Origin of the sequence: Enterobacter sp. 118C5, assembly GCF_034107645.1 — a bacterium.
Classification (GTDB): Bacteria; Pseudomonadota; Gammaproteobacteria; order Enterobacterales; family Enterobacteriaceae; genus Enterobacter; species Enterobacter nematophilus.
On record NZ_JAWNEU010000005.1, the window covers coordinates 74,933 to 99,781 of the forward strand.

The 24,849-nt window shown below is 57.3% G+C and carries 20 protein-coding genes; 12 read left to right on the top strand and 8 right to left on the bottom strand.

Annotated elements, in window-relative coordinates:
- Positions 1 to 225: 225 nt before the first annotated feature.
- Positions 226 to 1,482 carry a valine--pyruvate transaminase gene (gene avtA, locus UTO39_RS11480; RefSeq protein ID WP_151412684.1) on the top strand — a complete coding sequence of 419 codons (1,257 nt, stop codon included), beginning with the start codon at positions 226 to 228 and terminating at the stop codon, positions 1,480 to 1,482.
- A 57-nt stretch (positions 1,483 to 1,539) separates the two neighbouring features.
- Here the strand turns inward: avtA and UTO39_RS11485 are convergent, their stop codons facing one another.
- Positions 1,540 to 2,358, bottom strand: coding sequence for an AraC family transcriptional regulator (locus UTO39_RS11485; protein WP_061096598.1), 819 nt, complete (start codon positions 2,356 to 2,358; stop codon positions 1,540 to 1,542).
- Positions 2,359 to 2,580: 222 nt separating this feature from the next.
- Between UTO39_RS11485 and UTO39_RS11490 the strand changes: the two genes are divergently transcribed.
- On the top strand, positions 2,581 to 3,981 hold the full coding sequence (locus UTO39_RS11490; protein ID WP_320727195.1) for an MFS transporter: 1,401 nt from the start codon (positions 2,581 to 2,583) through the stop codon (positions 3,979 to 3,981).
- A gap of 10 nt (positions 3,982 to 3,991) precedes the next feature.
- The gene (locus tag UTO39_RS11495) at positions 3,992 to 5,941 is read left to right on the top strand and encodes a glycoside hydrolase family 127 protein (RefSeq protein ID WP_320727196.1); all 1,950 of its coding nucleotides are present in this window, start codon (positions 3,992 to 3,994) and stop codon (positions 5,939 to 5,941) included.
- Positions 5,942 to 6,010: 69 nt separating this feature from the next.
- On the opposite strand, the gene UTO39_RS11500 is transcribed toward UTO39_RS11495, so the two are convergent.
- Positions 6,011 to 6,751: a MipA/OmpV family protein gene (locus UTO39_RS11500; protein WP_320727197.1), complete on the bottom strand. Its 741-nt coding sequence runs from the start codon at positions 6,749 to 6,751 to the stop codon at positions 6,011 to 6,013.
- A 117-nt stretch (positions 6,752 to 6,868) separates the two neighbouring features.
- Here UTO39_RS11500 and UTO39_RS11505 point away from each other — a divergent pair, with 117 nt between their 5' ends.
- A complete protein-coding gene (locus UTO39_RS11505) occupies positions 6,869 to 7,834 on the top strand; it encodes a LysR family transcriptional regulator (RefSeq protein WP_320727287.1) in 966 nt (321 codons plus the stop codon).
- Here the strand turns inward: UTO39_RS11505 and aldB are convergent.
- A complete protein-coding gene (gene aldB, locus UTO39_RS11510; RefSeq protein ID WP_023309928.1) occupies positions 7,831 to 9,369 on the bottom strand; it encodes an aldehyde dehydrogenase AldB in 1,539 nt (512 codons plus the stop codon). The two genes, UTO39_RS11505 and aldB, sit on opposite strands and share 4 nt — an antisense overlap.
- A 165-nt stretch (positions 9,370 to 9,534) precedes the next feature.
- Between aldB and UTO39_RS11515 the strand changes: the two genes are divergently transcribed.
- Entirely contained in the window at positions 9,535 to 10,419 is an 885-nt protein-coding gene (locus tag UTO39_RS11515) for an ROK family protein (protein WP_320727198.1), read from the top strand.
- On the opposite strand, the gene selB is transcribed toward UTO39_RS11515, so the two are convergent.
- The 5 genes from selB to UTO39_RS11540 form a co-directional block, all read right to left on the bottom strand.
- Positions 10,416 to 12,254 carry a selenocysteine-specific translation elongation factor gene (gene selB, locus UTO39_RS11520; RefSeq protein WP_320727199.1) on the bottom strand — a complete coding sequence of 613 codons (1,839 nt, stop codon included), beginning with the start codon at positions 12,252 to 12,254 and terminating at the stop codon, positions 10,416 to 10,418. The genes UTO39_RS11515 and selB overlap by 4 nt on opposite strands.
- Positions 12,251 to 13,636 (bottom strand): L-seryl-tRNA(Sec) selenium transferase, encoded by a 1,386-nt coding sequence (selA, locus tag UTO39_RS11525; RefSeq protein WP_320727200.1) that lies wholly within the window; start codon positions 13,634 to 13,636, stop codon positions 12,251 to 12,253. The genes selB and selA overlap by 4 nt, the downstream gene beginning before the upstream one ends.
- 103 nt (positions 13,637 to 13,739) lie before the next feature.
- Positions 13,740 to 14,348: a glutathione S-transferase gene (locus tag UTO39_RS11530; protein ID WP_061096610.1), complete on the bottom strand. Its 609-nt coding sequence runs from the start codon at positions 14,346 to 14,348 to the stop codon at positions 13,740 to 13,742.
- A 90-nt stretch (positions 14,349 to 14,438) separates the two neighbouring features.
- Positions 14,439 to 15,575, bottom strand: coding sequence for an HlyD family secretion protein (locus UTO39_RS11535; RefSeq protein ID WP_061096611.1), 1,137 nt, complete (start codon positions 15,573 to 15,575; stop codon positions 14,439 to 14,441).
- 2 nt (positions 15,576 to 15,577) lie between these two features.
- A complete protein-coding gene (locus UTO39_RS11540) occupies positions 15,578 to 15,934 on the bottom strand; it encodes a DUF3302 domain-containing protein (protein WP_028015048.1) in 357 nt (118 codons plus the stop codon).
- Positions 15,935 to 16,570: 636 nt separating this feature from the next.
- On the opposite strand from UTO39_RS11540, the gene UTO39_RS11545 reads away from it, so the two are divergent.
- From UTO39_RS11545 to lldD, 7 genes are all read left to right on the top strand, one after another.
- Positions 16,571 to 18,478, top strand: a complete 1,908-nt coding sequence (locus tag UTO39_RS11545; RefSeq protein ID WP_320727201.1) for a PTS mannitol transporter subunit IICBA — start codon at positions 16,571 to 16,573, stop codon at positions 18,476 to 18,478.
- A gap of 102 nt (positions 18,479 to 18,580) precedes the next feature.
- Positions 18,581 to 19,729: a mannitol-1-phosphate 5-dehydrogenase gene (mtlD, locus tag UTO39_RS11550; RefSeq protein ID WP_266179504.1), complete on the top strand. Its 1,149-nt coding sequence runs from the start codon at positions 18,581 to 18,583 to the stop codon at positions 19,727 to 19,729.
- Positions 19,726 to 20,316 (top strand): mannitol operon repressor MtlR, encoded by a 591-nt coding sequence (mtlR, locus tag UTO39_RS11555; RefSeq protein ID WP_028015045.1) that lies wholly within the window; start codon positions 19,726 to 19,728, stop codon positions 20,314 to 20,316. Before mtlD ends, mtlR begins: the two co-directional genes overlap by 4 nt.
- A 58-nt stretch (positions 20,317 to 20,374) precedes the next feature.
- Positions 20,375 to 20,737 carry a YibL family ribosome-associated protein gene (locus UTO39_RS11560; protein ID WP_320727202.1) on the top strand — a complete coding sequence of 121 codons (363 nt, stop codon included), beginning with the start codon at positions 20,375 to 20,377 and terminating at the stop codon, positions 20,735 to 20,737.
- A gap of 341 nt (positions 20,738 to 21,078) precedes the next feature.
- Positions 21,079 to 22,734 (top strand): L-lactate permease, encoded by a 1,656-nt coding sequence (gene lldP / locus UTO39_RS11565; protein WP_266179503.1) that lies wholly within the window; start codon positions 21,079 to 21,081, stop codon positions 22,732 to 22,734.
- Entirely contained in the window at positions 22,731 to 23,504 is a 774-nt protein-coding gene (gene lldR / locus UTO39_RS11570; RefSeq protein WP_061096615.1) for a transcriptional regulator LldR, read from the top strand. The genes lldP and lldR overlap by 4 nt, the downstream gene beginning before the upstream one ends.
- Positions 23,501 to 24,688, top strand: coding sequence for an FMN-dependent L-lactate dehydrogenase LldD (gene lldD / locus UTO39_RS11575; RefSeq protein WP_061096616.1), 1,188 nt, complete (start codon positions 23,501 to 23,503; stop codon positions 24,686 to 24,688). Before lldR ends, lldD begins: the two co-directional genes overlap by 4 nt.
- Positions 24,689 to 24,849: the final 161 nt, after the last annotated feature.

A 24,849-nucleotide genomic window follows, 5' to 3' on the forward strand; every position in this document is an offset into this window, starting at 1 on the left:
CTCTCCCCAAAGGGGCGAGGGTGAAAAGACGGCTCCGTGCGGTCCCCTCTCCCCTCTGGGGAGAGGGTTAGGGTGAGGGGTGGAAAACCTACCAGAACTATTCACTACACAAATCCAACTCCGCCATACAAAACAACAAATCCGACCACACCCCCAGATTTGCACCAGCACGGTGCTAGCGTTATGGTTACCCACTTTCAAAATAAGCTCGATAGAACACCTGCTATGACGTTTTCACTTTTCGGCGACAAATTCACCCGCCATTCAGGCATTACTCGCCTGATGGAGGACCTCAACGACGGGCTGCGCACACCGGGCGCCATCATGCTCGGCGGCGGAAACCCGGCGCAAATTCCGGAGATGACGACCTATTTCCAGACGCTGCTCGCACAGATGCTGGAAAACGGCAAAGCGACCGATGCGCTCTGCAATTATGACGGTCCGCAGGGTAAAACCGAGCTACTGACTCTCCTTGCCAAAATGCTGCGTGAAGAGCTGGGCTGGGATATCGAACCACAGAATATTGCACTGACAAACGGCAGCCAGAGCGCGTTTTTCTACTTGTTTAACCTCTTCGCAGGGCGTCGTGCCGACGGCACCACCAAAAAGGTGCTGTTCCCGCTGGCACCGGAGTATATCGGCTATGCTGATTCCGGTCTGGAAGAGGATCTGTTCGTCTCCGCGCGCCCGAACATCGAGCTGCTGCCGGAAGGCCAGTTCAAATACCACGTCGATTTTGAACACCTGCATATCGGTGAAGAGACGGGGATGATCTGCGTATCGCGCCCGACTAACCCAACGGGCAACGTGATTACCGACGACGAACTGATGAAGCTGGATGTCCTGGCGAATCAGCACGGCATCCCGCTGGTGATCGATAACGCCTACGGCGTACCGTTCCCGGGCATTATTTTCAGCGAAGCACGCCCGCTGTGGAACCCGAACATTGTTCTGTGCATGAGCCTCTCAAAGCTGGGTCTGCCGGGCAGCCGCTGCGGCATCATCATCGCCAACGAGAAAATCATCACCGCCATTACCAATATGAACGGCATTATCAGCCTTTCACCGGGCGGCATTGGCCCGGCGATGATGTGCGAAATGATCAAGCGCAACGACCTGCTGCGTCTGTCTAACGAGGTGATCAAGCCGTTCTATTACCAGCGCGTTCAGGAAACAATCGCGACGCTTCGCCGCTATTTGCCGGAAGAACGCTGTCTGATCCACAAACCTGAAGGGGCGATTTTCCTGTGGCTTTGGTTTAAGGATCTGCCGATCACCACCGAATTGCTCTACCAGCGCCTGAAAAAACGCGGCGTGCTGATGGTGCCGGGCGATTACTTCTTCCCGGGTTTGGATAAGCCGTGGCCGCATACGCACCAGTGCATGCGCATGAACTACGTGCCCGATCCGGAAAAAATCGAAGCGGGCGTCAAAATTCTCGCCGAAGAAATTGAAAAAGCCTGGCACGAAGGCGGTCAATAACGCGTTACGCCAGATTGTGCCGCAGAGTCGAGCGTAGTCTGGCGGCCCCGGCACGGGTCAACCGGAGTTAATATGCTCCTTACAGTACCGTCGTTTCCAGACGGCGGGGGTTAACCCGGTATGCTTAGAAAATATCTGCCGGAAATACCCCACGTCATTAAAGCCGCAGCGCGCTGCGACCTCGGTTAACGATGCAGAATCGTTAAGCAGCAGTTTTTCCGCCGCCCTGACGCGCTGGCGATGTATCGCCTCCGTCAGGGTTAAATGGAAAGTCCGGCGAAATACGCGCCCGAGATAATCCGCATTACAGTGCAACGCTTTTGCCAGCTGCGAGGTGGATATCGGTAAATGAAACTGCGTGCGAATAAGCTGTTTTGCCTTCCAGGCCATCGCCGCGCCGGCCTGATCGGCGCTGTCTTCATATCCTGAAGAGTTCGACACCTGCTGTAAAATCAATAATAAAATCATCTCCAGCGCCAGGCTGCGCTGTAATTTCTCCTGCTCGCTGAGGAATTGCCGAAATAGCGCAATCACATATTCCGCATCCCTTACCCGGCAGTGTTGTTCTATTGCCAGAGGAGCGGCGTTGGGTAACGCTGAATCTTGCGGCTCCACCTCAAAATGAAGCCAGTAAAAGCGCAGGTCCGCCGGAAAATCCTCCACGCCCACATGCCGACGCTGCGGCCAGAGCAACAAACTCTCTCCCGCATTAACGTCAAAAAGATGATTTTCTTCCTGGATCGTTAATGTCCCTTTTTCGACGAAAATAATCTCCCACGATGTTAATTTTCGCGCAGGATGGCGGCCCACTCCGCGGGAGATAAATAGCCCGCCGTTTTGGACCTTAACCGGAAGCGCTATGGATAATTCGAGCATGGATATTCACCATTCCGCTTTTATTGCCGCTAATATTCAACTTACCCGTTGATTATTAATTAATATTCGAATATCTGTCCGATCGGAATCACATTTTTATCATCAGGTCGGAATCGTCACCTTTTTATACTTTTCCCTTCCCTTGTTGGTCTGACCGTTGAATGCAGAATAAATGGGGTACCTACAAATACGATAAAAAAATCGTTTATCGAGGAGTTACCCATGACTTCCACACCGATTACAGACGCAGGCGTTGCAAAACAGAAAGTCGATGACCGGCTGTCCGTCCGCGAGAAAATTGGCTACGGCCTGGGCGATGCGGGCGGCACGGTGATTACCTGCCTGATCATGAACTTTCTGACCTTTTTCTATACCGATGTATTTGGCCTCACCCCTGCGCTGGTGGGCACGCTGTTTATTGCCCTTCGCGTGTTTGACGCCATTTCCGATCCGGTGATGGGCGTCATTGCTGACCGCACGCAGAGCCGCTGGGGGCGATTTCGTCCGTGGCAGCTGTGGGTCGCGGTCCCGATAGGAATTATCGGCGTACTGACCTTCACCGTTCCGGAAGCCAGCATGGGCGTGAAAATCGCCTGGGCGTTCGGCACCTATTTGCTGTTATCCGTGGGCTATACCGCCATTAACGTGCCCTACTGCGCGCTGATTAACACCATGACCACCCGCCACAACGAGGTGATCGCCTGCCAGTCCTGGCGCTTTGTGCTGTGCGGCGTGGCGGGCTTTCTGGTCTCCGTTGGCCTGCCGTGGCTGGTGGCGGAGCTGGGCCAAGGCGATGCCGCAAAGGGTTATCAGCTGGGCGTTGGCGTGCTGTGCGCCATCGCCGTGGTGATGTTCTTGTGCTGCTTCTTCTGGGTGCGCGAACGCGTCCCGCTGGCGCTGATGGGCAAATTCACCCTGCGCGAGCACCTGGCGGGCCTGCGTAAAAACGATCAGCTGTTGCTGATGCTGTTGATGTCGTTTCTGCTGATCAACGTCTTCAACATTCGCGGCGGCGGATACATGTACTTCATCACCTACGTGCTTCAGGGCAGCACGGCGTACACCTCGCTGTTTTTCACCATGGTGACTTTTGCCGCCATTCTGGGCGCAGTGATCGTCAGCCCGCTGTCGCGCCGAATTGATACCGTCAAACTCTACTACTACACCAACCTGGTGCTCGCGGCGCTTGCGGTCGGCATGTGGTTTCTGCCGGGTGGCCCGGCGCACCAGACGCTGTGGCTGATCGTCATTTTGAGCAACGGCGTGATCCTGGGCTTCACCCTGCCGCTGCACTTCTCGCTTATGGCCTTTGCCGATGACTACGGCGAGTGGAAAACCGGCGTGCGTTCGTCGGGAATGAACTTCGCCTTCAACCTGTTTTTCATCAAGCTTGCGTGGGCGTCCAGCGCCGGGATCATCAGCCTGGTGTTTATTGCTGTCGCCTATCAGCCAGGCGCGGGCAACCAGACGCCAGCCTCACTGCAGGGCATCACCGCCATGGAGACGCTGCTGCCTGCCCTTTTCCACCTGCTGCTGGCGGTCGCTATCCGCTGGTGCAGGCTTAATAACCCTGTGATGTCGCGCATTGCCACCGACCTGCGCCAGCGTCACGTACCGTCCTGAGGAGAACGCTATGTCCATAATGGAACCCGACCTGCACCAGCTGAAAATCAACGATCCGTTTCTCGGGCAATATCAACGGCTGGTCCGTGACGTGGTGATCCCATACCAGTGGGATGCGCTTAACGACCGCGTGGCGGAGGCCGAACCCAGCCACGCCATCGCCAACTTCCGCATCGCGGCCGGGCTGGAACAGGGGGAGTTTTACGGGATGGTGTTTCAGGACAGCGACGTGGCGAAATGGCTCGAAGCCGTGGCGTGGTCGCTGTGCCAGAAGCCGGATGCAGAACTGGAAAAAACCGCCGACGAGGTGATTGAGCTGGTCGCGACGGCGCAGTGTGAAGATGGCTACCTCAATACCTACTTTACGGTAAAAGCCCCCGAGGAACGCTGGACGAATCTGGCCGAATGCCACGAGCTGTACTGCGCCGGGCATATGATTGAAGCGGGCGTGGCGTATTTCCAGGGAACCGGAAAACGTCGCCTGCTCGACGTGGTGTGCCGGCTGGCGGACCATATCGACAGCGTGTTTGGACCGGGCGAGACGCAGCTACACGGTTACCCTGGCCACCCGGAAATCGAGCTGGCGCTGATGCGGCTGTACGACGTCACGCAGGAGCCGCGTTACCTCAATCTGGTGAAATACTTTATCGAAGAACGCGGCGTGCAGCCTCACTTCTACGATACCGAATACGAGAAGCGCGGCAAAACGTCTTACTGGAACACCTATGGCCCGGCGTGGATGGTCAAGGACAAAGCCTACAGCCAGGCGCATCAGCCGCTTGCCGAGCAGCAAACGGCCATCGGCCACGCGGTGCGTTTCGTCTATCTGATGGCGGGCATGGCGCACCTGGCGCGCCTGAGCAACGACGAAGGTAAACGCCGGGACTGTCTGCGGCTGTGGAACAACATGGCGCTGCGCCAGCTGTACATTACCGGCGGGATTGGCTCGCAGAGCAGCGGGGAGGCGTTCAGCAGCGATTACGATCTGCCCAACGATACGGTGTACGCCGAAAGCTGCGCCTCAATCGGCCTGATGATGTTTGCCCGCCGGATGCTGGAGATGGAGGCAGACGGCCACTACGCCGACGTGATGGAGCGCGCGCTGTACAACACGGTGCTGGGCGGGATGGCGCTGGACGGAAAGCATTTCTTTTACGTGAATCCGCTGGAAGTGCATCCGAAAACGCTGGCCTTTAACCATATCTATGACCACGTGAAGCCGGTGCGCCAGCGCTGGTTCGGCTGCGCCTGCTGCCCGCCGAATATCGCCCGCGTGCTGACCTCGCTGGGGCACTACATTTATACCGTTCGCCCGGATGCGCTGCTGATCAACCTGTACGTGGGGAACGATGTCGCCATTCCGGTGGGGGATAGCACCCTACAGCTGCGCATTAGCGGTAACTATCCGTGGCAGGAGCAGGTGAAGATCGAAATCACCTCGCCGGTTCCGGTCACCCACACGCTGGCACTCAGGCTGCCGGACTGGTGCGCGGAACCTGCTGTTTCGCTGAATGGCGAAGCCATTACCGGTGAAGTGTCACGCGGATACCTCTACCTCAACCGCCACTGGCAGGAAGGCGACACCCTGACCCTGACGCTACCGATGCCGGTCCGCCGCGTGTACGGTAACCCCCAGGTGCGCCAGCAGGCGGGTAAAGTCGCGCTCCAGCGCGGACCGCTGGTTTACTGCCTGGAAGAAGCGGATAACGGCGCCAACCTGCATAACCTCTCCCTGCCCCGAGAGAGCGAGTTCCGGGTGTTTGAAGGCAAAGGCATTTTCGCGCACAAGATGTTGATACAGGCGGAGGGGATTGGGTGCCAGGCAAAGGACACGAATGCGCTGTGGAAGTACGACCGCTCGCCGGTACAGCGTCAGCCCCAGACGTTGACCTTTATTCCGTGGTTTAGCTGGGCTAACCGGGGAGAAGGGGAAATGCGGATATGGGTGGATGAAGGCTGAATAGCGGCGATCTGTTGCCCTCATCCCAGCCCTCTCCCATGGGAGAGGGCGTAAACCGGCTTTACCGCATCAGAAACGCCAGGTCAGGCCGGTCATCAGCGCGAAGCTGTCGTCGCGGTCGATCATCGGGCTGTTCTTCACGTCATCAGGCAACACGGTGTAGACCGCGCTGGCGTTGAGGTACAGCTTCTGGGTTAGCTGATATTTAGCCGCCAGGCCAACGTACGGCGTCCAGCTGTCGCCAGCGGTGTATTGATCCAGACCTGAGCGGCGAGACTCGCTGCCGGATACGCCGTAGTAGTAGTCGTTATAGCTTTCGTCGCTGTAGAAAACACCGACAGAGGGCGTCAGGGTCAGGCGTTCCATCCTGATTGGGCGGAAGTAAGATACCTCGCCCACCACGCCGCCGCTTTCATCCGTGGCATCGCCAGAGACCGCCACTTTCAGAGAACCCCAGCTTTCGTGGCGGTAGTACGCACCGCCGAGGAACGCAGAGGCTTTACGCTCATCAATCTGCTTCATCTGATGGTCGTCGTTATCGTCCGGATCAAAGTGCAGCGGCATCCAGGATGCGGTCAGGCTGAGTTCATTTTTTGCGTCTTTCCACAGGATCCATCCGCCCGTGGTCTGACGAACATAGAAGCGATCGCCCTCATAGCTAATTAACGGCACCGCAGTGGTATTTTCGTTATAGCCTTTGTAAGGAGACTCATTAAATACGGCCCCCGCGCCAAGTGAAAAATCACCGGCCATTGCAGAAGATGTTGCAAATAACGTGGCAGCAATCAGTAAATTGTATTTAATAGTCATGTGAAGTAATCCATTTATACGCCAAATAAGCGGGGCGAATAATAATGGTTACAAATTTGCCTGTGCAACGCTGCGGTTTATATAATATTATATATAAAACCATATAGATGGGTGCGCATGATGAATAAATTACAGCTAAAGCCACGCGAATTAAAAATAATCTCCGTCATCGCAGCCACCCACAGCATTGGTGATGCCGCCGCCCTGCTGGGCATGGCGCAGGCCAACGTCAGTAAATATCTCTCGGATTTTGAAACGCGGGTTGGGCTTAAGGTTTTTGAGCGCACGACCCGCCAGCTCGCTCTGACGCAGTTCGGTGAAGCATTACTCCCTTATGTCGACGCCACGCTGGACAAAAACACGCAACTTATTAATTTCATTGCTGATTACAAGCATGAAAAGCGTGGAAAAGTCACGATTTACGCCCCGACAGGTATCGTGACCTATCTCGCGCGCCACGTGATCCACCAGATAAAGGACATCGGGGACATTCGCATTTCCCTGAAAACCTACAACCTGGACCGCAACGAATATTCAGAAGGCGTGTCCTTCCCGGACGACTGCGATATTTTAATTACCTATGCGCAACCTAAAGATGAAAATCTGGTCGCCAGCGTGTTAACAAAATATTCCGTCACGGCATTCGCAACCCAGGAATATTTAAATAAACACCCTTTAACCGGACCTGAAGATTTAATTAATCACTCGTGTATCCTGATCGACTCCATGCTCGTCGATGATGCCAATATCTGGCGTTTTCGCGTACACGGCAGTGATGATGTGCATGATTATCGGGTGACCGGCAATTATATTTGCGACAATACGCAGACGGCCCTGGAGCTGGCAAGAAATAACCTTGGCATAGTATTCGCGCCGAAAGAAAGCCTGAAAAAAGAATTAACGCAGGGCACGCTGGTCCCCTGCTTCCCGCACCAGGAAGAGTGGTGGCTCGACCTAACCGCTATCTTCCGCAAACGCGAATACCAGCCCTGGCGCGTACAGTATGTTCTGGATGGCGTGCTGAACCGTCTGCGCCAGCAAATTGCTCAGGCCGCCCACGGACGGCCTGAGCTGGGCGATTAGAACAGCCCCAGCGGTTTATCGGAGTAGCTGACAAGCAGACATTTCGTCTGCTGGTAATGCTCCAGCATCATCTTGTGGGTTTCACGCCCGATGCCCGACTGCTTATACCCGCCAAACGCCGCGTGCGCCGGATAGGCGTGGTAGCAGTTGGTCCAGACGCGCCCGGCCTGTATTCCCCTGCCCATTTTATAGGCCAGATTACCGTTACGGCTCCAGACCCCCGCCCCCAGGCCATACGGCGTGTCGTTGGCAATCTCCAGCGCCTCTTCCATCGTTTTGAAGGTGGTCACGGCCAGCACCGGTCCGAAAATCTCCTCCTGGAAGACACGCATGTTGTTCTGCCCAAACAGGATTGTCGGCTCAAGGTAATACCCTTCCTGCAGATCCCCCCCGAGCACCTTACGGCGACCGCCGGTCAGGATATCCGCCCCTTCCTTCTTGCCGATATCAATGTAGTTGAGGATGGTTTCCAGCTGTCCGTGCGAGACCTGCGCGCCCATCTGGGTGACATTATCGAGCGGGTTACCGCTGCGGATAGACTCCACGCGGCGAATGGCCCGCTCCATAAAGCGCTCGTAGATGGACTCCTGCACCAGCGCGCGGCTTGGGCAGGTGCAGACTTCGCCCTGATTAAAGGCAAACAGCGCAAACCCTTCCAGCGCCTTATCGAAGAAGGCGTCCTCTTCCTCCATCACGTCCGCGAAGAAGATGTTAGGAGACTTCCCGCCCAGCTCCAGCGTTACCGGAATGATGTTTTGCGTGGCGTACTGCATAATCTGCTGGCCCACTTCCGTCGACCCGGTAAACGCCACTTTGGCGATCCGTTTTGAGGTGGCCAGATATTCCCCTATCTCACCGCCCGCGCCGTTCACCACGTTAATAACTCCCGGCGGCAGAAGATCGCCCACAATTTCCATCAGCAGCAGGACCGAGAGCGGAGTTAAACGTGCCGGTTTCAGCACAATGCAGTTCCCGGCGGCCAGCGCGGGCGCCATTTTCCAGCTCGCCATCAGCAGCGGGAAGTTCCATGGAATAATTTGTCCGACGACGCCCAGCGGTTCGTGGAAGTGGTACGCCACGGTGTCGCTGTCAACTTCGCTTATTCCACCCTCCTGCGCGCGAATACAGGAGGCAAAATAGCGGAAGTGGTCGATAGCCAGCGGCACGTCTGCCGCCATCGTTTCCCGAATCGGCTTGCCGTTATCCCAGGTTTCCGCCGTCGCCAGCAGTTCCAGGTTCTGCTCCATGCGGTCGGCGATTTTGAACAAAATGGCGGCGCGATCCTGAACGGAGGTGTGGCCCCATTTGTCTTTCGCTTTGTGCGCCGCATCCAGCGCCAAATCGATATCACGCTTGCCGGAGCTGGCAATCTCGCACAGCGGCTGGCCGGTAACGGGCGTCAGGTTGGAATAGTATTCGCCGTCAACGGGGGCCACCCAGTCGCCGCCGATAAAGTTGTCATAGCGAGGCTTCAGCTTGAGGGGAAAACCATACTCGCCGGGCTGGATACGCGAAGAGGGAGGATTGTTTGTCATGACCGTCTCCTTGCTGTTGTTGTACAACAAGGGTAGTCCCGGCTGGCGGTTTTCTCGCCAGTGGGTGACGGGTTTACGAGCCGTATCACGGATTACCGTACTTTACGTTTCGTTTCTGCCACTGAACCATACTTAACAGTTCAAGAGCTCATAAGGAACGATGCGATGCAGCTATTTATCGGTTTTGACGTAGGCGGAACCCACATCAAGCACGGCGTGATTGATGAAAATGGCAAGGAGCTGACGACGGACGAGTACGATACCCCTGAGGATAAAAATACCTTCAAAAAGAAGTGGAAAGCGGTGGTTGAAGCGTATCAGGACGAACACGACATCGTCGGTATCGGCGTGAGCTTTCCCGGCCATATTAACCACCACAGCGGCGAAGCGGCTAAAGCGGGCGCGCTCGAGTATCTCGACGGCGAAAACCTGTGCGAACTCTTCGCCGGTCTGACCGACCTTCCCGTCACCGTAGAAAACGACGCCAACTGTGCGGCGCTGGGCGAGCGCTGGCAGGGCGCGGGTAAGGATTACGAGCATTTCGTCTGTATCACCATCGGCACGGGCATCGGTGGCGGGATTGTGATGGAAGGGGATCTCTATCGCGGGTCGCATTACCGCGCCGGTGAATTTGGCGTGCTACCCGTGGGGGACAAGGGCGAACCGATGCACGAGGTTGCGTCTGCCAGCGGCCTGATGAAAGCCTGCCGCCGCGCGCTGGCCGTATCAGAAGAAGAGATGCCTGACGGCGAGGAGCTGTTTAAACGCATGGAGAGCGACGTGCACCTGCGCGAAGCTATTGAAGCCTGGGCGCATTTTCTCTCGCGCGGCGTTTACAGCGTGATCTCGATGTTCGATCCCCAGGCCGTGCTGATTGGCGGCGGGATAAGCGAGCAGGAGAAAATCTATCTCCTGCTCGATAAGTACCTGCAGCGATTCGAGGAATGGGAAGCGCTCAAGGTGCCCATCCTGCCCTGCGAGCTGGGTAACCAGGCGGGAAGACTGGGCGCGGTATGGCTGGCGAAGCAGAAGCTCGCTCGTAACGCTTAAGGGAACAGCTGTGCGTCGCGAAGCAGATGATCATTACCCCGGCGACGCGTAAACCCGATACGGTTGAAATATTCCAGGATCTGAATCGCCAGCTTGCGGCCTACGTTCAGCCGATCGCGGAAATCGGCTGCGCAGGTGGAGCCGCGCGCCTGATCCAGTTCGCGGATCAGGTTAGCAAACGCCACAATGCGATCGTTACGGTAATAACGATCTTTCACGATCGCGACTATCAGCCCCTGCTGCGCCGCATGGCGCAATACCTGGCGCATCACCTGCTCGTCGGTGTTCGTTTCACGCGCCAGGTCGCGAACCCACCACGGCTCATCGCCAAACAGCGAGGCCGCTTTTTGCCAGATTGCCTCCTGCTCTGCGGTGAACCCGGCTTTGTGATCCGGCAGATGCAGCCAGCCGTGATGGCTTTTAATCACCCCGCTTTCGCGCATGTTTTCAATCAGCAGCAGCACCAGCGCATCGTCTTCCGTCGGCAGCGCCATGCGCCGCAGGCGCTCACGACCAGGACCGGGTTCATCCTGATGCTGTTCATGGTAAGTCGCGAGGGTGTTCAGTATCTTACGCTGCCAGTGTGCAGCCACCGGCGCATCGAGCAGGCTGTTGCCGGCCTGAATAAAGCCCGGCTGTTGGGTCAGCTGAAGCAACCCTTCGCCGCTCAGCTGGCGTGCCCATGCAAAATCACTCAGGCTCACCGCCCCGCGCTCAAGATGCACCCGCAGCGCGGCGTTATCATCCCGAGCCTGCGCCAGCGCAGCCAGCCATTGCAGGTATTCAGGCTTACGCTTGCCGCGTCGCGGCGGGTTCAGCGTCACCACCCGCGCTCCGGCCAGCGTTTCCCGTGCGGAAATATCCCGCAGCACCAGACGGTCGTTGTCCGCCAGCCAGAGCGGCGAATCAAAAACCAGTTCGGCAAGATCGTTTTCCAGCAGCGACACCCGCCCGGTGATATGGCTGGCCGCGTGGTGAATATGCAGCGGCTGCCATTGGGTCAGCGGCACGTTTGTCTGCAGGGAGACAATGACGCGTTCAGACGGCTCGGGCGGGGCGTCGGCCAGCAGCCAGTCGCCGCGGCTAAGCTGCTCTTTTTCCGCATCCCCGGCAATGTTGAGCGCGATCCGCTGCCCTGCATGGGCGTGCTCCGCAGGCTGGTTTTGCGCATGCAAGCCGCGCACGCGCATCGGCTTATTAACGCCCGTCAGCCACAGGCTATCGCCCAACTTCACTTCACCGCTCAGCGCCGTACCGGTGACCACCAGACCCGCGCCTTTGACGGTAAACGCCCGGTCAATTGCCAGACGGAAGCGGTGATGGCTGGCGTGGTCGCGCGACGATAATTGCTGCAAATGGTGGCGAAGATCGTCGATACCGCGCCCTTCAGTCGCCACGGTGACAAAAAGCGGCGCATCGGCAAAACCATATTCCCGTAGGGTCGCCTGCACCGCTTCGCGCACCTCGCTGACGCGCGCGTCGTCAACGCGATCGGCTTTGGTCAGCGCCACGGTCAGCTGCGGGTTGCCGGTCAGTTGGAGGATCGCCAGATGCTCACGGGTTTGCGCCATCACGCCGTCGTCGCACGCCACCACCAGCAGGGCATGGTCGATACCCCCTACGCCCGCCAGCATGTTGGACAGAAACTTTTCATGCCCCGGAACATCAATAAAGCCCAGCACGCGGCCATCGGGCTGGGGCCAGTAGGCATAGCCCAGATCGATGGTCATGCCGCGCTTTTTCTCTTCCGGCAGGCGATCGGCGTTTATGCCGGTAATTGCCTGCAGTAACGTGGTTTTTCCATGGTCGACGTGACCGGCGGTGGCAATAATCATTTCAACAACATCTCCAGAAATCGCTCTTCATCTTCAAGACAGCGCAGATCCAGCCACATGCGGCCGTCGTAAATCCGCCCGATGACCGGCGTCGGCAGGCCGCGCCAGCGCAACGACAGGGCCTCAAGGCGGCTACCGCGCCCGTCACGCGGGGTGAAGGTGAGCGCTTCACTCGGCAGCCTGTCCACCGGCAGCGAACCGCTGCCAATCTGCGACTGGCAGGGTTCAATGCGAACGTCAAAATCGGGGTAGTGCGGGGCGACGAGCGGCAGCAGCAGTTCGGCCTGGGCGCGAATCGAGGCGGCATCCCGGCTTAACAGGCGCAGCGTGGGCAGGCGGTCGGCCAGTTTCTCCGGGTGGAGATAGAGCCGCAGCGTCGCGTCCAGCGCGGCAAGGGTCATTTTATCGGCCCGCAGGGCGCGCTTGAGCGGGTGCTGCTGCAGCTGCGCAATCAGCTCGCGCTTGCCGACGATAATCCCGGCCTGCGGCCCGCCCAGCAGTTTGTCGCCGGAAAAGCTGACCAGGCTCACGCCCGCGGCAATCATCTCTTGCGGCATCGGCTCTTTTGGCAGCCCGTACTGGCTGAGATCCACCAGCGAACCGCTGCCAAGATCGGCAATCACCGGAATATTCAGCTCGCGCCCAATCGCCGCCAGCTCGGCCTCTTCAACCGTTTTGGTGAAGCCTTCAATATGATAATTGCTGGTGTGGACCTTCATCAGCAGGGCGGTGTTTTCATTCACCGCCGCGCGATAATCTTTCACATGGGTACGGTTAGTCGTACCCACTTCATGCAGCGTGCAGCCCGCCTGGCGCATCACGTCCGGGATGCGAAACGCCCCGCCAATCTCCACCAGCTCGCCGCGGGACACTACCACCTCTCTGCCGCTTGCGGTCGCCGCCAGCATCAGCAGCACCGCCGCCGCGTTGTTATTCACAATGCAGGCATCCTCCGCGCCGGTTAGCTGGCAGAGCAGATCCGCCAGCGCGCGATCGCGATGCCCGCGCCCGGCGCCGTCCAGATCGTACTCCAGCGTCACCGGCGAGCGCATGGCCTGCACGACCGCAGCCACAGCCTCTTCCGCCTGCCGGGCGCGTCCCAGGTTGGTGTGCAGCACGGTCCCCGTCAGGTTAATCACCGGGCGTAACGCGCTTTGCGCCTTCTCGCCCAGCCGATGCTCCACTTCCTGCTCCCACGCCGCGCACCAGTCGGGCAAGGCATTTTCGGCCTGGATATGGCCGCGGGCTTCATCCTGAAGCAGACGCAGCATCCCCACCGTCGCGGTATGGCCGAAGCGCTCAACGGCAGCATGAATGCGGGGATCGCGAAGAAGTCGGTCGGTCGCGGGGATCTGGCTGTACAGCGAATGATGAGTAGTCATGAAAGCGCCTGGCGAGTAAATATCTTCCCCCCTCCCGACGGGAGAGGGAGTTAACATGTGGAGGGATTGTACCGCCTCCGACGCCGAAGTGTTATAACCCGCGTCAAGCCTTTGGCGGTTCGGTGCGGGCAAAGCTCTCGCGGCTAAAGAGCGTTTCTGCGAGTTTCACCAGCAGCGGACGGTCAACGCACCAGCCAGGGGACACCCGGCGGAAGTTGAGATAGCCGATGGCGCAGGCAATAGCGATGGTTGCCAGGTTCAGGCTGTCGGTGTGGATCTTGCCCTCCCGGATAAGCTGTTCGCACATATCCAGACTGCGGCTGATTTTTTCCCGCTGGCGCAGCAATTCGTTTTCTGACTGCTGGGCGGCGGGACGCGCCTGCTCGCGTACGGAGGTGAGTGCCGCATCCATAATGCCGTCGGCCAGGGCTTCAATTTGCTTCACCGCCAGCGCCGCTTTAGGGTCAGACGGCAGCATTGCCGGGGCAACGCCCAGCAGCTCGATATACTCTGCAATAATGGGGGAATCGAACCAGTATTCGCCCTCGTCCGTTACCAGCGCCGGAACTTTCCCCAGCGGGTTATACTGCGCAACGCCGTTTTCGGCGTTGTAGGGCTGTTCATTGACGAATTCAAATTCAATCCCTTTCTCCAGCAGGAGAATCGAGATTTTTCGCACGAAGGGACTGGTGTAGCTACCGATGAGTTTCATTGCCTGATCCTTGATGCCGGGAAAAAGTCAGTATGGATCAAGCGATGAAAAAAGGGCAGGTATGCGTGTCGCATTCCTGCCCCGGAAGGATTAGTGATCGAGATAGAGGTAGTGCATCCAGCTGGTCATACGCAGCAGCACTTTACGCATCACCGAGACGTGGGCGAAATGATCCGAATAGACCGCCACCTGGGCATAAATACCGTCCGGCAAAGCATCGACGTCGGCGTTAGGCTCCAGCTCAATCAGCGCCTGTACGCCATCCGTACCCGGCGCAACGGTCAGTGCCTGCAATGCGCCCTGCGCCTGATACGACCCGCCCGGCACTACCGGCAGAACGCTGGTGAGCTTACCGGTGAACACCTGGCCCGGCAGCGCGTTAAACACTACTTCCGCTTCATCGCCCGGTTTCAGACGCAGCAGCGAGTTCTGACGGAACTGGGCCACAATCTGACGCTTCTGTTCAGGAATGAAGACCATCACCGGGCGCAGCGGCAGCGCGGCGGCATAGGTTCCCGGACGGATCAGCACCTGGGTGATATAGCCATTGCTCGGCGCGCGCACCACGGTCTGATCGAGATTGTATTTCGCTTCAGCAAGCTGGGCGCGTAACGAGGCAATTTGCGACTGCTCGCCGTTTACCATGCTGTCCAGCTGGCTTTGAATCTGCTTCTGTTCAGCAACGGAGCCTTTCACCATGGCATCCTGCGCCAGATAGTTCTGCCGCGCGTTATCAATATCGCTTTCAGAGAACGGATTCACCTTCGCCTGGCTGCCCTTCAGGTAGCGCTGATAATCTTTATACAGGCGATCGCGTTCAGCGGAGACGCGTGTCGTATTGGCAACCGCTTCCGAAAGCTGCGCTTTCAGATTGTCGATATTGTGCGTCGCGGTCACCAGGTCTGCCTTCAGTCTGTCGACGCGCGCCTGATAGCGGCCCGGATCCAGCTTAAATAACACTTCGCCTTTTTTAATGAGCTGGTTATTTTTATCGGTCACTTCCGTAACCACTCCCGTGACCTGCGGCGTAATCGGAATGGAAATTACCGCTTTTTGCGCCGTAAAGGTATACGGATGGTTATAGTTCATTAGCAGAATGAGTCCGGCAACAATAAACACCCCGCCTAACGTCGCGGTAGCAAGCGTCCACTGGTTTACCGGAATACGGAATATTTTAAAGATTGCCCAGGCAAATGCCACATAGGTCAGAATAATCAACAGATCCATGATTAGCGCTCCAACGTGTTTTTATCATCAGAGGGCTGAACCGCTGCCAGCTTGTGTTCTAACTCGGCCACGCGTTTGGCCAGCGCATCCATGCCCGGAACCTCATCAGGCTTAGTGATGTGGTTCTGCATTCCCCAGCCGCGATCTTCCCGGTACAGCGTGGCCCAAATCCACAGGAACGGCCAGATGGCATGGAGCGTAAACAGGCTGATCCAGCCTGCCGTATGAATAGCATCGGCATGGGGATGATTGCGCTTTTTGGCCATATTATAGGGGATGTCATGGATGGCGATGATTCCGTAAAAAAGAACCAGAAATACAAAAATCAACACGCCCAGCGCGAAATAGTTGAGAAACATATTCTCCTCACTTAAACAACGTCAACTCATTACATTAATAAAACAGCACGCAGCCTAATTAATTTATTTTTAAATTTAAAAGGCACACTGATTATTTCAGAGCCGGGGAGTATCGGTTTTTATAATATCTCCATGCAAGTTTATAAGCGTGTCAAAATATATCCTGAATAATAATATACTCAACCTTACATTATGAGCGTAATTCAGGTTTTAACTTTTCGCCATACAACATATGAAGAGTATTTTTTTAGCTTTCCGTGTCACTCCAGGCCATCCGGACGCCGATCGCAGTCGGAGAAATCTGCATAAAAATATTTTGTGAAACCAGTCACAATCCAGAAACAAACTCGCAAAAATAAAATGTGACATCAATCACATAAAGAGGTGGTTTTTGCTCTTTTTCTCGCCATCGTATTTTTTTCACCCACCAATTTTGTGATTCAGATCACCTCATTCAGCGCCACACCCCCTACATTTACGTGACATGTATCACACAAAATTCCGCTGTCTGGACAGTTGAACGATTCAGTGCCAGATTTCACAGCATCAGAACAGGGTCCGGCTACCTCTGCCGCCGCACATTAACGATAAACCTCGGGCCGCAAGCCTAAGCGTAAACATAAGAAGGGGTGTTTTATGTCATCCGATTTCAAGATCAAAGTTCAAAGCTTTGGTCGTTTCCTCAGCAACATGGTGATGCCAAATATCGGCGCGTTTATCGCGTGGGGTATTATCACCGCATTGTTCATTCCGACAGGGTGGTTGCCTAACGAAACGCTGGCGAAACTTGTTGGCCCAATGATTACCTATCTCCTGCCGCTGCTCATCGGTTATACCGGTGGTCGTCTGGTGGGCGGTGACCGTGGTGGCGTCGTGGGTGCCATCACAACCATGGGTGTTATCGTCGGTGCGGATATGCCGATGTTCCTCGGTGCGATGATTGCCGGTCCCCTGGGCGGCTGGGCGATTAAGAAATTCGACGTCTGGGTTGATGGCAAGATCAAATCCGGCTTCGAAATGCTGGTGAACAACTTCTCTGCGGGCATCATCGGGATGATCCTCGCGATTCTGGCGTTCCTCGGCATTGGCCCGGCTGTTGAAGTGCTCTCCAAACTGCTGGCGGCGGGCGTTAACTTCATGCTAGCGCACGACATGCTGCCGCTAGCGTCTATCTTCGTTGAACCGGCGAAAATCCTGTTCCTGAACAACGCCATTAACCACGGTATCTTCTCGCCGCTGGGTATTCAGCAGTCTCACGATCTCGGCAAGTCCATCTTCTTCCTGATTGAAGCGAACCCGGGTCCGGGTATGGGCGTTCTGCTGGCGTACATGTTCTTTGGCCGCGGCAGCGCGAAGCAGTCTGCTGGCGGCGCGGCTATCATCCACTTCCTGGGCGGTATCCACGAAATTTACTTCCCGTACGTGCTGATGAACCCACGTCTGATCCTGGCCGTTATCCTCGGCGGTATGACCGGCGTGTTCACCCTGAGCGTGCTGGGCGGTGGTCTGGTCTCTCCTGCTTCTCCGGGCTCTATCCTGGCGGTGCTGGCGATGACGCCGAAAGGCGCATACTTCGCGAATATCGCGGCGATCTGTGCGGCGATGGCGGTCTCCTTCGTGGTCTCTTCTATCCTGCTGAAAACCAGCAAGGTGAAAGAAGACGACGATATCGAAGCGGCAACCCGTCGTATGCACGACATGAAAGCCGAATCCAAAGGCGCGACCCCGCTGGCGGCTGGCGATGTCTCTAACGACCTGAGCCACGTGCGTAAAATCATCGTTGCCTGCGACGCCGGTATGGGCTCCAGCGCAATGGGTGCAGGCGTGCTGCGTAAGAAAGTGCAGGATGCGGGTCTGACCAATATCTCCGTGACCAACAGCGCGATTAATAATCTGCCGCCGGACGTTGACCTGGTGATCACGCACCGCGATCTAACCGAGCGCGCTATGCGTCAGGTACCGCAGGCACAGCACATCTCGCTGACCAACTTCCTGGACAGCGGCCTGTACACCAGCCTGACCGAACGTCTGGTTGCCGCGCAGCGTCACGAAGACAACGAAGTGAAAGTGCGTACCAGCCTGCAGGACAGCTTTGACGAGAGCAATGCTCACCTGTTTAAGCTGGGCGCGGAGAACATCTTCCTCGGCCGTACCGCGAGCACCAAAGAAGAGGCGATTCGCTTCGCGGGTGAGCAGCTGGTGAAAGGCGGCTACGTTCAGCCAGAATACGTTGACGCGATGCTGGAACGTGAAAAACTGACGCCAACCTACCTGGGCGAATCCATCGCGGTTCCGCACGGTACGGTTGAAGCGAAAGACCGCGTGCTGAAAACCGGCGTAGTGTTCTGCCAGTATCCTGATGGCGTGCGCTTCGGTGAAGAAGAGGACGACATCGCCCGTCTGGTAATTGGTATCGCCGCTCGTAATAACGAGCACATTCAGGTGATTACCAGCCTGACCAACGCGCTGGACGACGAGTCCGTCATCGAGCGCCTGGCCAACACCACCAGCGTGGAAGAAGTTCTGGCCCTGCTCAACAAATAGCAGCGCCTCTTCCCTCTCCCCTTTGGGGAGAGGGCTAGGGTGAGGGGAAAACGTTCCTCACCCCAGCCCTCTCGGGTAAAAACATTGATGAAGGTTAACACTATGAAAGCATTACATTTTGGCGCAGGTAATATCGGTCGTGGTTTTATCGGTAAACTGCTGGCAGACGCGGGCATTACCCTGACATTCGCCGATGTGAATCAGGTGGTTCTGGATGCCCTGAATGCCCGTCATAGCTATCAGGTTCATGTGGTGGGTGAAAACGAGCAGGTTGAAACCGTCTCTGGCGTCAACGCGGTCAGCAGCATCGGCGACGACGTGATTGACCTGATCGCCAGCGTTGATCTGGTGACCACCGCCGTGGGTCCGGTGGTGCTTGAGCGTATTGCTCCTGCGGTCGCGAAAGGCCTGGCTAAACGTAAGGCACAGGGTATCGATACCCCGCTGAACATCATCGCCTGCGAAAACATGGTGCGCGGCACCACGCAGCTGAAAGGTCACGTTATGGCGGCCGTGGCTGACGAAGATAAAGCCTGGGTTGAAGCGCACGTCGGTTTTGTTGATTCCGCCGTGGACCGCATCGTTCCGCCGTCCGAATCCGCCACCAACGACCCGCTGGAAGTGACTGTGGAAACCTTCAGCGAGTGGATCGTCGATAAAACCCAGTTTAAGGGCGTGCTGCCAACCATTCCGGGAATGGAATTAACCGATAACCTGATGGCATTTGTCGAACGCAAACTCTTCACGCTGAACACCGGGCATGCTATAACCGCGTACCTCGGAAAATTGGCCGGTCATCAGACCATTCGTGACGCGATCCTCGATGAGCAGATCCGCGCGGTGGTAAAAGGGGCGATGGAAGAGAGCGGCGCGGTGCTGATCAAACGCTACGGTTTTGATGCTGATAAACACGCAGCATACATCCAGAAAATCCTCGGTCGTTTTGAAAACCCGTATCTGAAAGATGACGTTGAGCGCGTGGGCCGTCAGCCGCTGCGTAAGCTCAGCGCGGGCGACCGCCTGATTAAGCCGCTGCTCGGCACGCTGGAATACGGCCTGCCGCACGCCAACCTGGTGAAAGGAATTGCCGCCGCGATGCACTACCGCAGCGAGCAGGACCCGCAGGCGATTGAGCTGGCTCAGCTGATTGATGACAAAGGCGCGCAGGCTGCGCTGGCGCAGATTTCCGGTCTGGACGCCAGCAGCGACGTGGTTGCGGAGGCGGTTAACGCATACAACGCAACCAAATGATGCAGAATCCGGCGCAGGTTAGCCTGCGCCCGAATAACAGATTGTCAGATATGCAGGCAATAATGGAACAAACCCAGGCCTTTGAAAATCGTGTGCTTGAGCGTCTGAATGCTGGCAAAACCGTACGAAGCTTCCTGATTGCCGCCGTCGAATTACTGACCGAGGCGGTGAACATTCTGGTGCTTCAGGTGTTTCGCAAAGACGACTACGCGGTAAAGTACGCTGTAGAACCGTTACTGGACGGAGACGGACCGCTGGGCGATCTGTCGGTGCGCCTGAAGCTGATTTATGGTCTTGGCGTGCTGAACCGGCAAGAGTATGAAGATGCGGAGCTGTTAATGGCGCTGCGCGAAGAGCTCAATCATGACGGTAATGAGTACACCTTTACCGATGATGAGATTCTGGGGCCTTTCGGCGAACTGCACTGCGTAACCGCCCTGCCCCCTGCTCCCCATTTTGATAACAGCGACCCTGAACTGTACGCGATGCAAAAGCTGCGCTATCAACAGGTTGTCCGTTCCACTATGGTCCTTTCCCTGACTGAGCTGATTTCTAAAATCAGCTTAAAAAAAGCGTTTCAGAAGTAAGCCCGTTCACATTGGTGTATCCTTCCCTCTAAATTCCCCGTTTTCAGAGTCATTTGTCATGAAAGAAGTCGAAAAGAACGAAATTAAGCGCCTGAGCGACCGCCTGGATCTGATCCGTCATCAGATGGCTGGCCTGTCACTGGTCGATTCCGCCGAGAAGTACGCCGAGCTGGAAAAAGAGACCGCGAAGCTGGAAGCTGAAATCGAGCGCCTGCGCGAAGTGAAAGGCCAAAAGCTGAGCAAAGAAGCGCAGAAGCTGATGGGCATGCCGCACCGCCGCGCGATCACCAAAAAAGAGCAGGCCGACATGGGCAAGCTGAAGAAAAGCGTCCGTGGCCTGGTGGTGGTGCACCCGATGACCGAGCTTGGCCGCGAAATGGGCCTGAAAGAGATGACGGGTTTTTGTAAGACGGCTTTTTAACCGTTCTTCCCCTCACCCCGCCCTCTCCCCAAAGGGGAGAGGGAGAAAACCGCACAGTTCAGTCCCCTCGCCCCTTTGGGGAGAGGGTTAGGGTGAGGGGTCCCTCAGCCACACTCCCGCTTAAAATTGGCCCAACCAATCCCCCTTTTCTTCCTTCCCCGGTTCACAATTTCATTATTTCCGCTCACAAAACCATTGCCACCTCATAACATCTGGTTAACCATTCATTGTCATTAACCCTACAACACAATATTGGCAGGACCACTTTTACACAGTTTGTGACGCAGAGTTGAGCGGAGACTCACCCGCAGCACAGGCTGTCTGGTCCCCAGGAGACCTGCATGAGCCTCTGGCAACAAAACTACGACCCGGCCGGAAATATCTGGCTGTCGAGCCTGATCGCATCGCTTCCGATCCTGTTCTTCTTCTTTGCGCTGATTAAGCTCAAGCTGAAGGGCTACCTCGCCGCGACGTATACCGTTGCCATCGCCCTGCTGGTGGCGCTGTTCTTCTATAAAATGCCGGTCGACCGCGCGCTGGCCTCCGTTGTCTACGGCTTCTTCTACGGCCTGTGGCCGATTGCGTGGATCATCATCGCCGCGGTCTTTGTCTATAAAATCTCGGTCAAAACCGGGCAGTTCGACATCATTCGTTCGTCGATTCTCTCCATCACCCCGGACCAGCGCCTGCAAATGCTGATAGTCGGCTTCTCCTTCGGCGCGTTCCTCGAAGGTGCGGCAGGCTTTGGCGCACCGGTGGCGATCACCGCTGCGCTGCTGGTGGGTCTGGGCTTTAACCCGCTGTATGCCGCGGGCCTGTGCCTGATTGTGAACACCGCCCCGGTAGCCTTTGGCGCGATGGGGATCCCGATTCTGGTGGCCGGACAGGTGACCGGGCTGGACAGCTTTGAGATCGGCCAGATGGTAGGCCGCCAGCTGCCGTTCCTGACCATTATCGTCCTGTTCTGGATCATGGCGATTATGGACGGCTGGCGCGGCGTGAAGGAGACCTGGCCTGCGGTGATGGTGGCAGGCGGTTCGTTCGCCATTGCCCAGTACCTCAGCTCGAACTTCCTCGGCCCGGAACTGCCGGACATTATCTCTTCGCTGGTGTCGCTGGTTTGTCTGACGCTGTTCCTGAAACGCTGGCAGCCGGTGCGCATCTTCCGCTTTGCCGACATGGGCGCGTCGCACGTGGATCAGACTCTCGCCCGCACGGGCTATACCGCAGGACAGATCGTCCGCGCCTGGTCGCCGTTCCTGTTCCTGACCGCCACCGTGACGCTGTGGAGCATTCCGCCGTTTAAAGCCCTGTTCGCTCCGGGCGGCGCGCTGTACGACATGGTGATTAACATCTCCGTGCCGTTCCTCGACAAGATGGTTGCCCGTATGCCGCCGGTAGTGCACGACGCCACCCCGTATGCGGCAGTGTTTAAGTTTGACTGGTTCTCCGCCACCGGCACGGCGATTCTGTTTGCGGCACTCCTTTCCGTGGCGTGGCTGCGCATGAAGCCTGCCGCAGCGGTACAGACTTTTGCGGCGACGATTAAAGAGCTGATGCTGCCGATCTACTCCATCGGCATGGTGCTGGCGTTCGCGTTTATCTCCAACTACTCCGGCCTGTCGTCGACGCTGGCGTTAGCGCTGGCCCACACCGGACACGCGTTCACCTTCTTCTCGCCGTTCCTCGGCTGGCTGGGGGTGTTCCTGACCGGTTCAGATACCTCATCTAACGCCCTGTTTGCCGCCCTGCAGGCAACGGCGGCGCAGCAGATTGGCGTGTCGGACGTGCTGCTGGTGGCCGCGAACACCACCGGCGGCGTGACCGGCAAAATGATCTCCCCGCAGTCCATCGCCATTGCCTGTGCGGCGGTGGGACTGGTGGGCAAAGAGTCGGACCTGTTCCGCTTTACCGTTAAACACAGCCTGATATTCACCTGCATGGTGGGCGCGATCACCACCCTGCAGGCCTATGTCTTAACCTGGATGATCCCATGATAGTGATGCCCAGACGCCTGTCCGACGAGATTGCCTCTCGCGTGCGGGCGCTGATTGAAGAACAACAGCTGGAAGCGGGCATGAAATTGCCCGCCGAGCGCCAGCTTGCCGCCCGGCTTGGCGTATCGCGTAACTCACTGCGCGAGGCGCTCGCGACGCTGGTCAGCGAAGGCGTGCTGGTGAGCCGTCGCGGCGGCGGCACTTTCGTGCGCTGGCAGCATGACGACTGGTCCGAGCAAAACATCGTCCAGCCGCTGAAGACGCTGATGGAAAACGACCCGGACTACAGCTTCGACATTCTTGAAGCGCGTCACGCCATCGAAACCAGTACCGCGTGGCACGCGGCGATGCGGGCAACCGAAGCCGACAAAGAGAAGCTCAAAGCCTGTTTTGAAGCCACGCAAAGCAGCGATCCGGATATCGCCTCCCAGGCGGACGTGCGTTTCCATCTGGCAATCGCCGAGGCCTCGCACAACGTGGTGCTGCTCCAGACCATGCGCGGGTTCTTCGACCTGCTGCAATCCTCCGTGAAGCAGAGCCGCCAGCGCATGTATCTGGTCCCGCCGGTCTTTGCCCAGCTGACCGAACAGCACGAGGCGGTGCTCAACGCCATTCTGGCCGGCGATGCCGAAGCCGCGCGCAAGGCGATGATGGCGCATCTCGGCTTCGTGCACACCACCATTAAACGATTTGATGAAGACCAGGCCCGACAGGCGCGTATTACCCGTCTGCCTGGCGACAGTGATATTTCCAGGGAGAACAAAGCATGATTATTTCAGCAGCCAGTGACTACCGCGCCGCGGCGCAGCGCATTTTGCCGCCGTTCCTGTTCCACTACATCGACGGTGGGGCGTATGCCGAATACACCCTGCGCCGCAACGTGGAGGATCTGTCTGAAGTGGCCCTGCGCCAGCGCGTGCTGAAGAATATGTCCGACCTGAGCCTTGAGACAAAGCTGTTCAACGAAACGCTCTCCATGCCCGTCGCGCTCGCGCCTGTTGGCTTATGCGGCATGTATGCCCGCCGTGGCGAAGTGCAGGCCGCCGCCGCTGCGGATGCCAAAGGCATTCCGTTTACGCTTTCTACCGTCTCAGTCTGCCCGATTGAAGAGGTCGCCCCGACCATCAAGCGCCCGATGTGGTTCCAGCTTTACGTCCTGCGCGATCGCGGCTTTATGCGTAACGCCCTTGAGCGCGCCAAAGCGGCGGGCTGCTCCACGCTGGTCTTTACCGTCGATATGCCAACGCCCGGCGCGCGCTACCGCGACGCGCACTCCGGCATGAGCGGCCCGAACGCTGCGCTCCGCCGCTACTGGCAGGCAGTTACGCATCCGCAGTGGGCGTGGGACGTCGGCCTGAACGGTCGTCCGCACGATCTGGGGAATATCTCGGCGTACCTCGGTAAACCCACCGGGCTGGAAGATTACATCGGCTGGCTGGCGAACAACTTCGATCCGTCAATCTCGTGGAAAGACCTGGAGTGGATCCGCGAATTCTGGGACGGCCCGATGGTGATCAAAGGGATCCTCGACCCGGAAGATGCCCGCGACGCGGTGCGTTTTGGCGCGGACGGGATTGTGGTCTCTAACCACGGCGGACGCCAGCTTGACGGAGTGCTCTCTTCTGCCCGCGCGCTGCCGGCCATTGCCGATGCGGTGAAAGGGGATATTGCCATTCTGGCCGACAGCGGCATCCGCAACGGGCTGGACGTGGTGCGCATGATTGCCCTGGGCGCAGACAGCGTGCTGCTGGGCCGCGCGTACCTCTACGCGCTGGCCACCAGCGGCCAGGCCGGCGTGGCAAACCTGCTGAGCCTGATTGAGAAAGAGATGAAGGTGGCGATGACCCTGACCGGCGCGAAAACGATCGGTGAAATCAGCAAGGATTCGCTGGTGCAGGAGCTGAGCAAGCTGCCTGCGGCGCTGGCCCCCCTTTCGCAGGGAAACGCGGCCTGACTTTCATCTGTTAATATTTTTCACCTGCGCCCGACTTCCCCCTCGGGCGCTTTTTTTGTCGAAAATAACACCTGCGTAACATTCTGGATAAGAAAATTTGACACACCCCTCCGGTTAGCAATTGTATAGACAAGCAAATACAAGAGCACAAAAACAACATC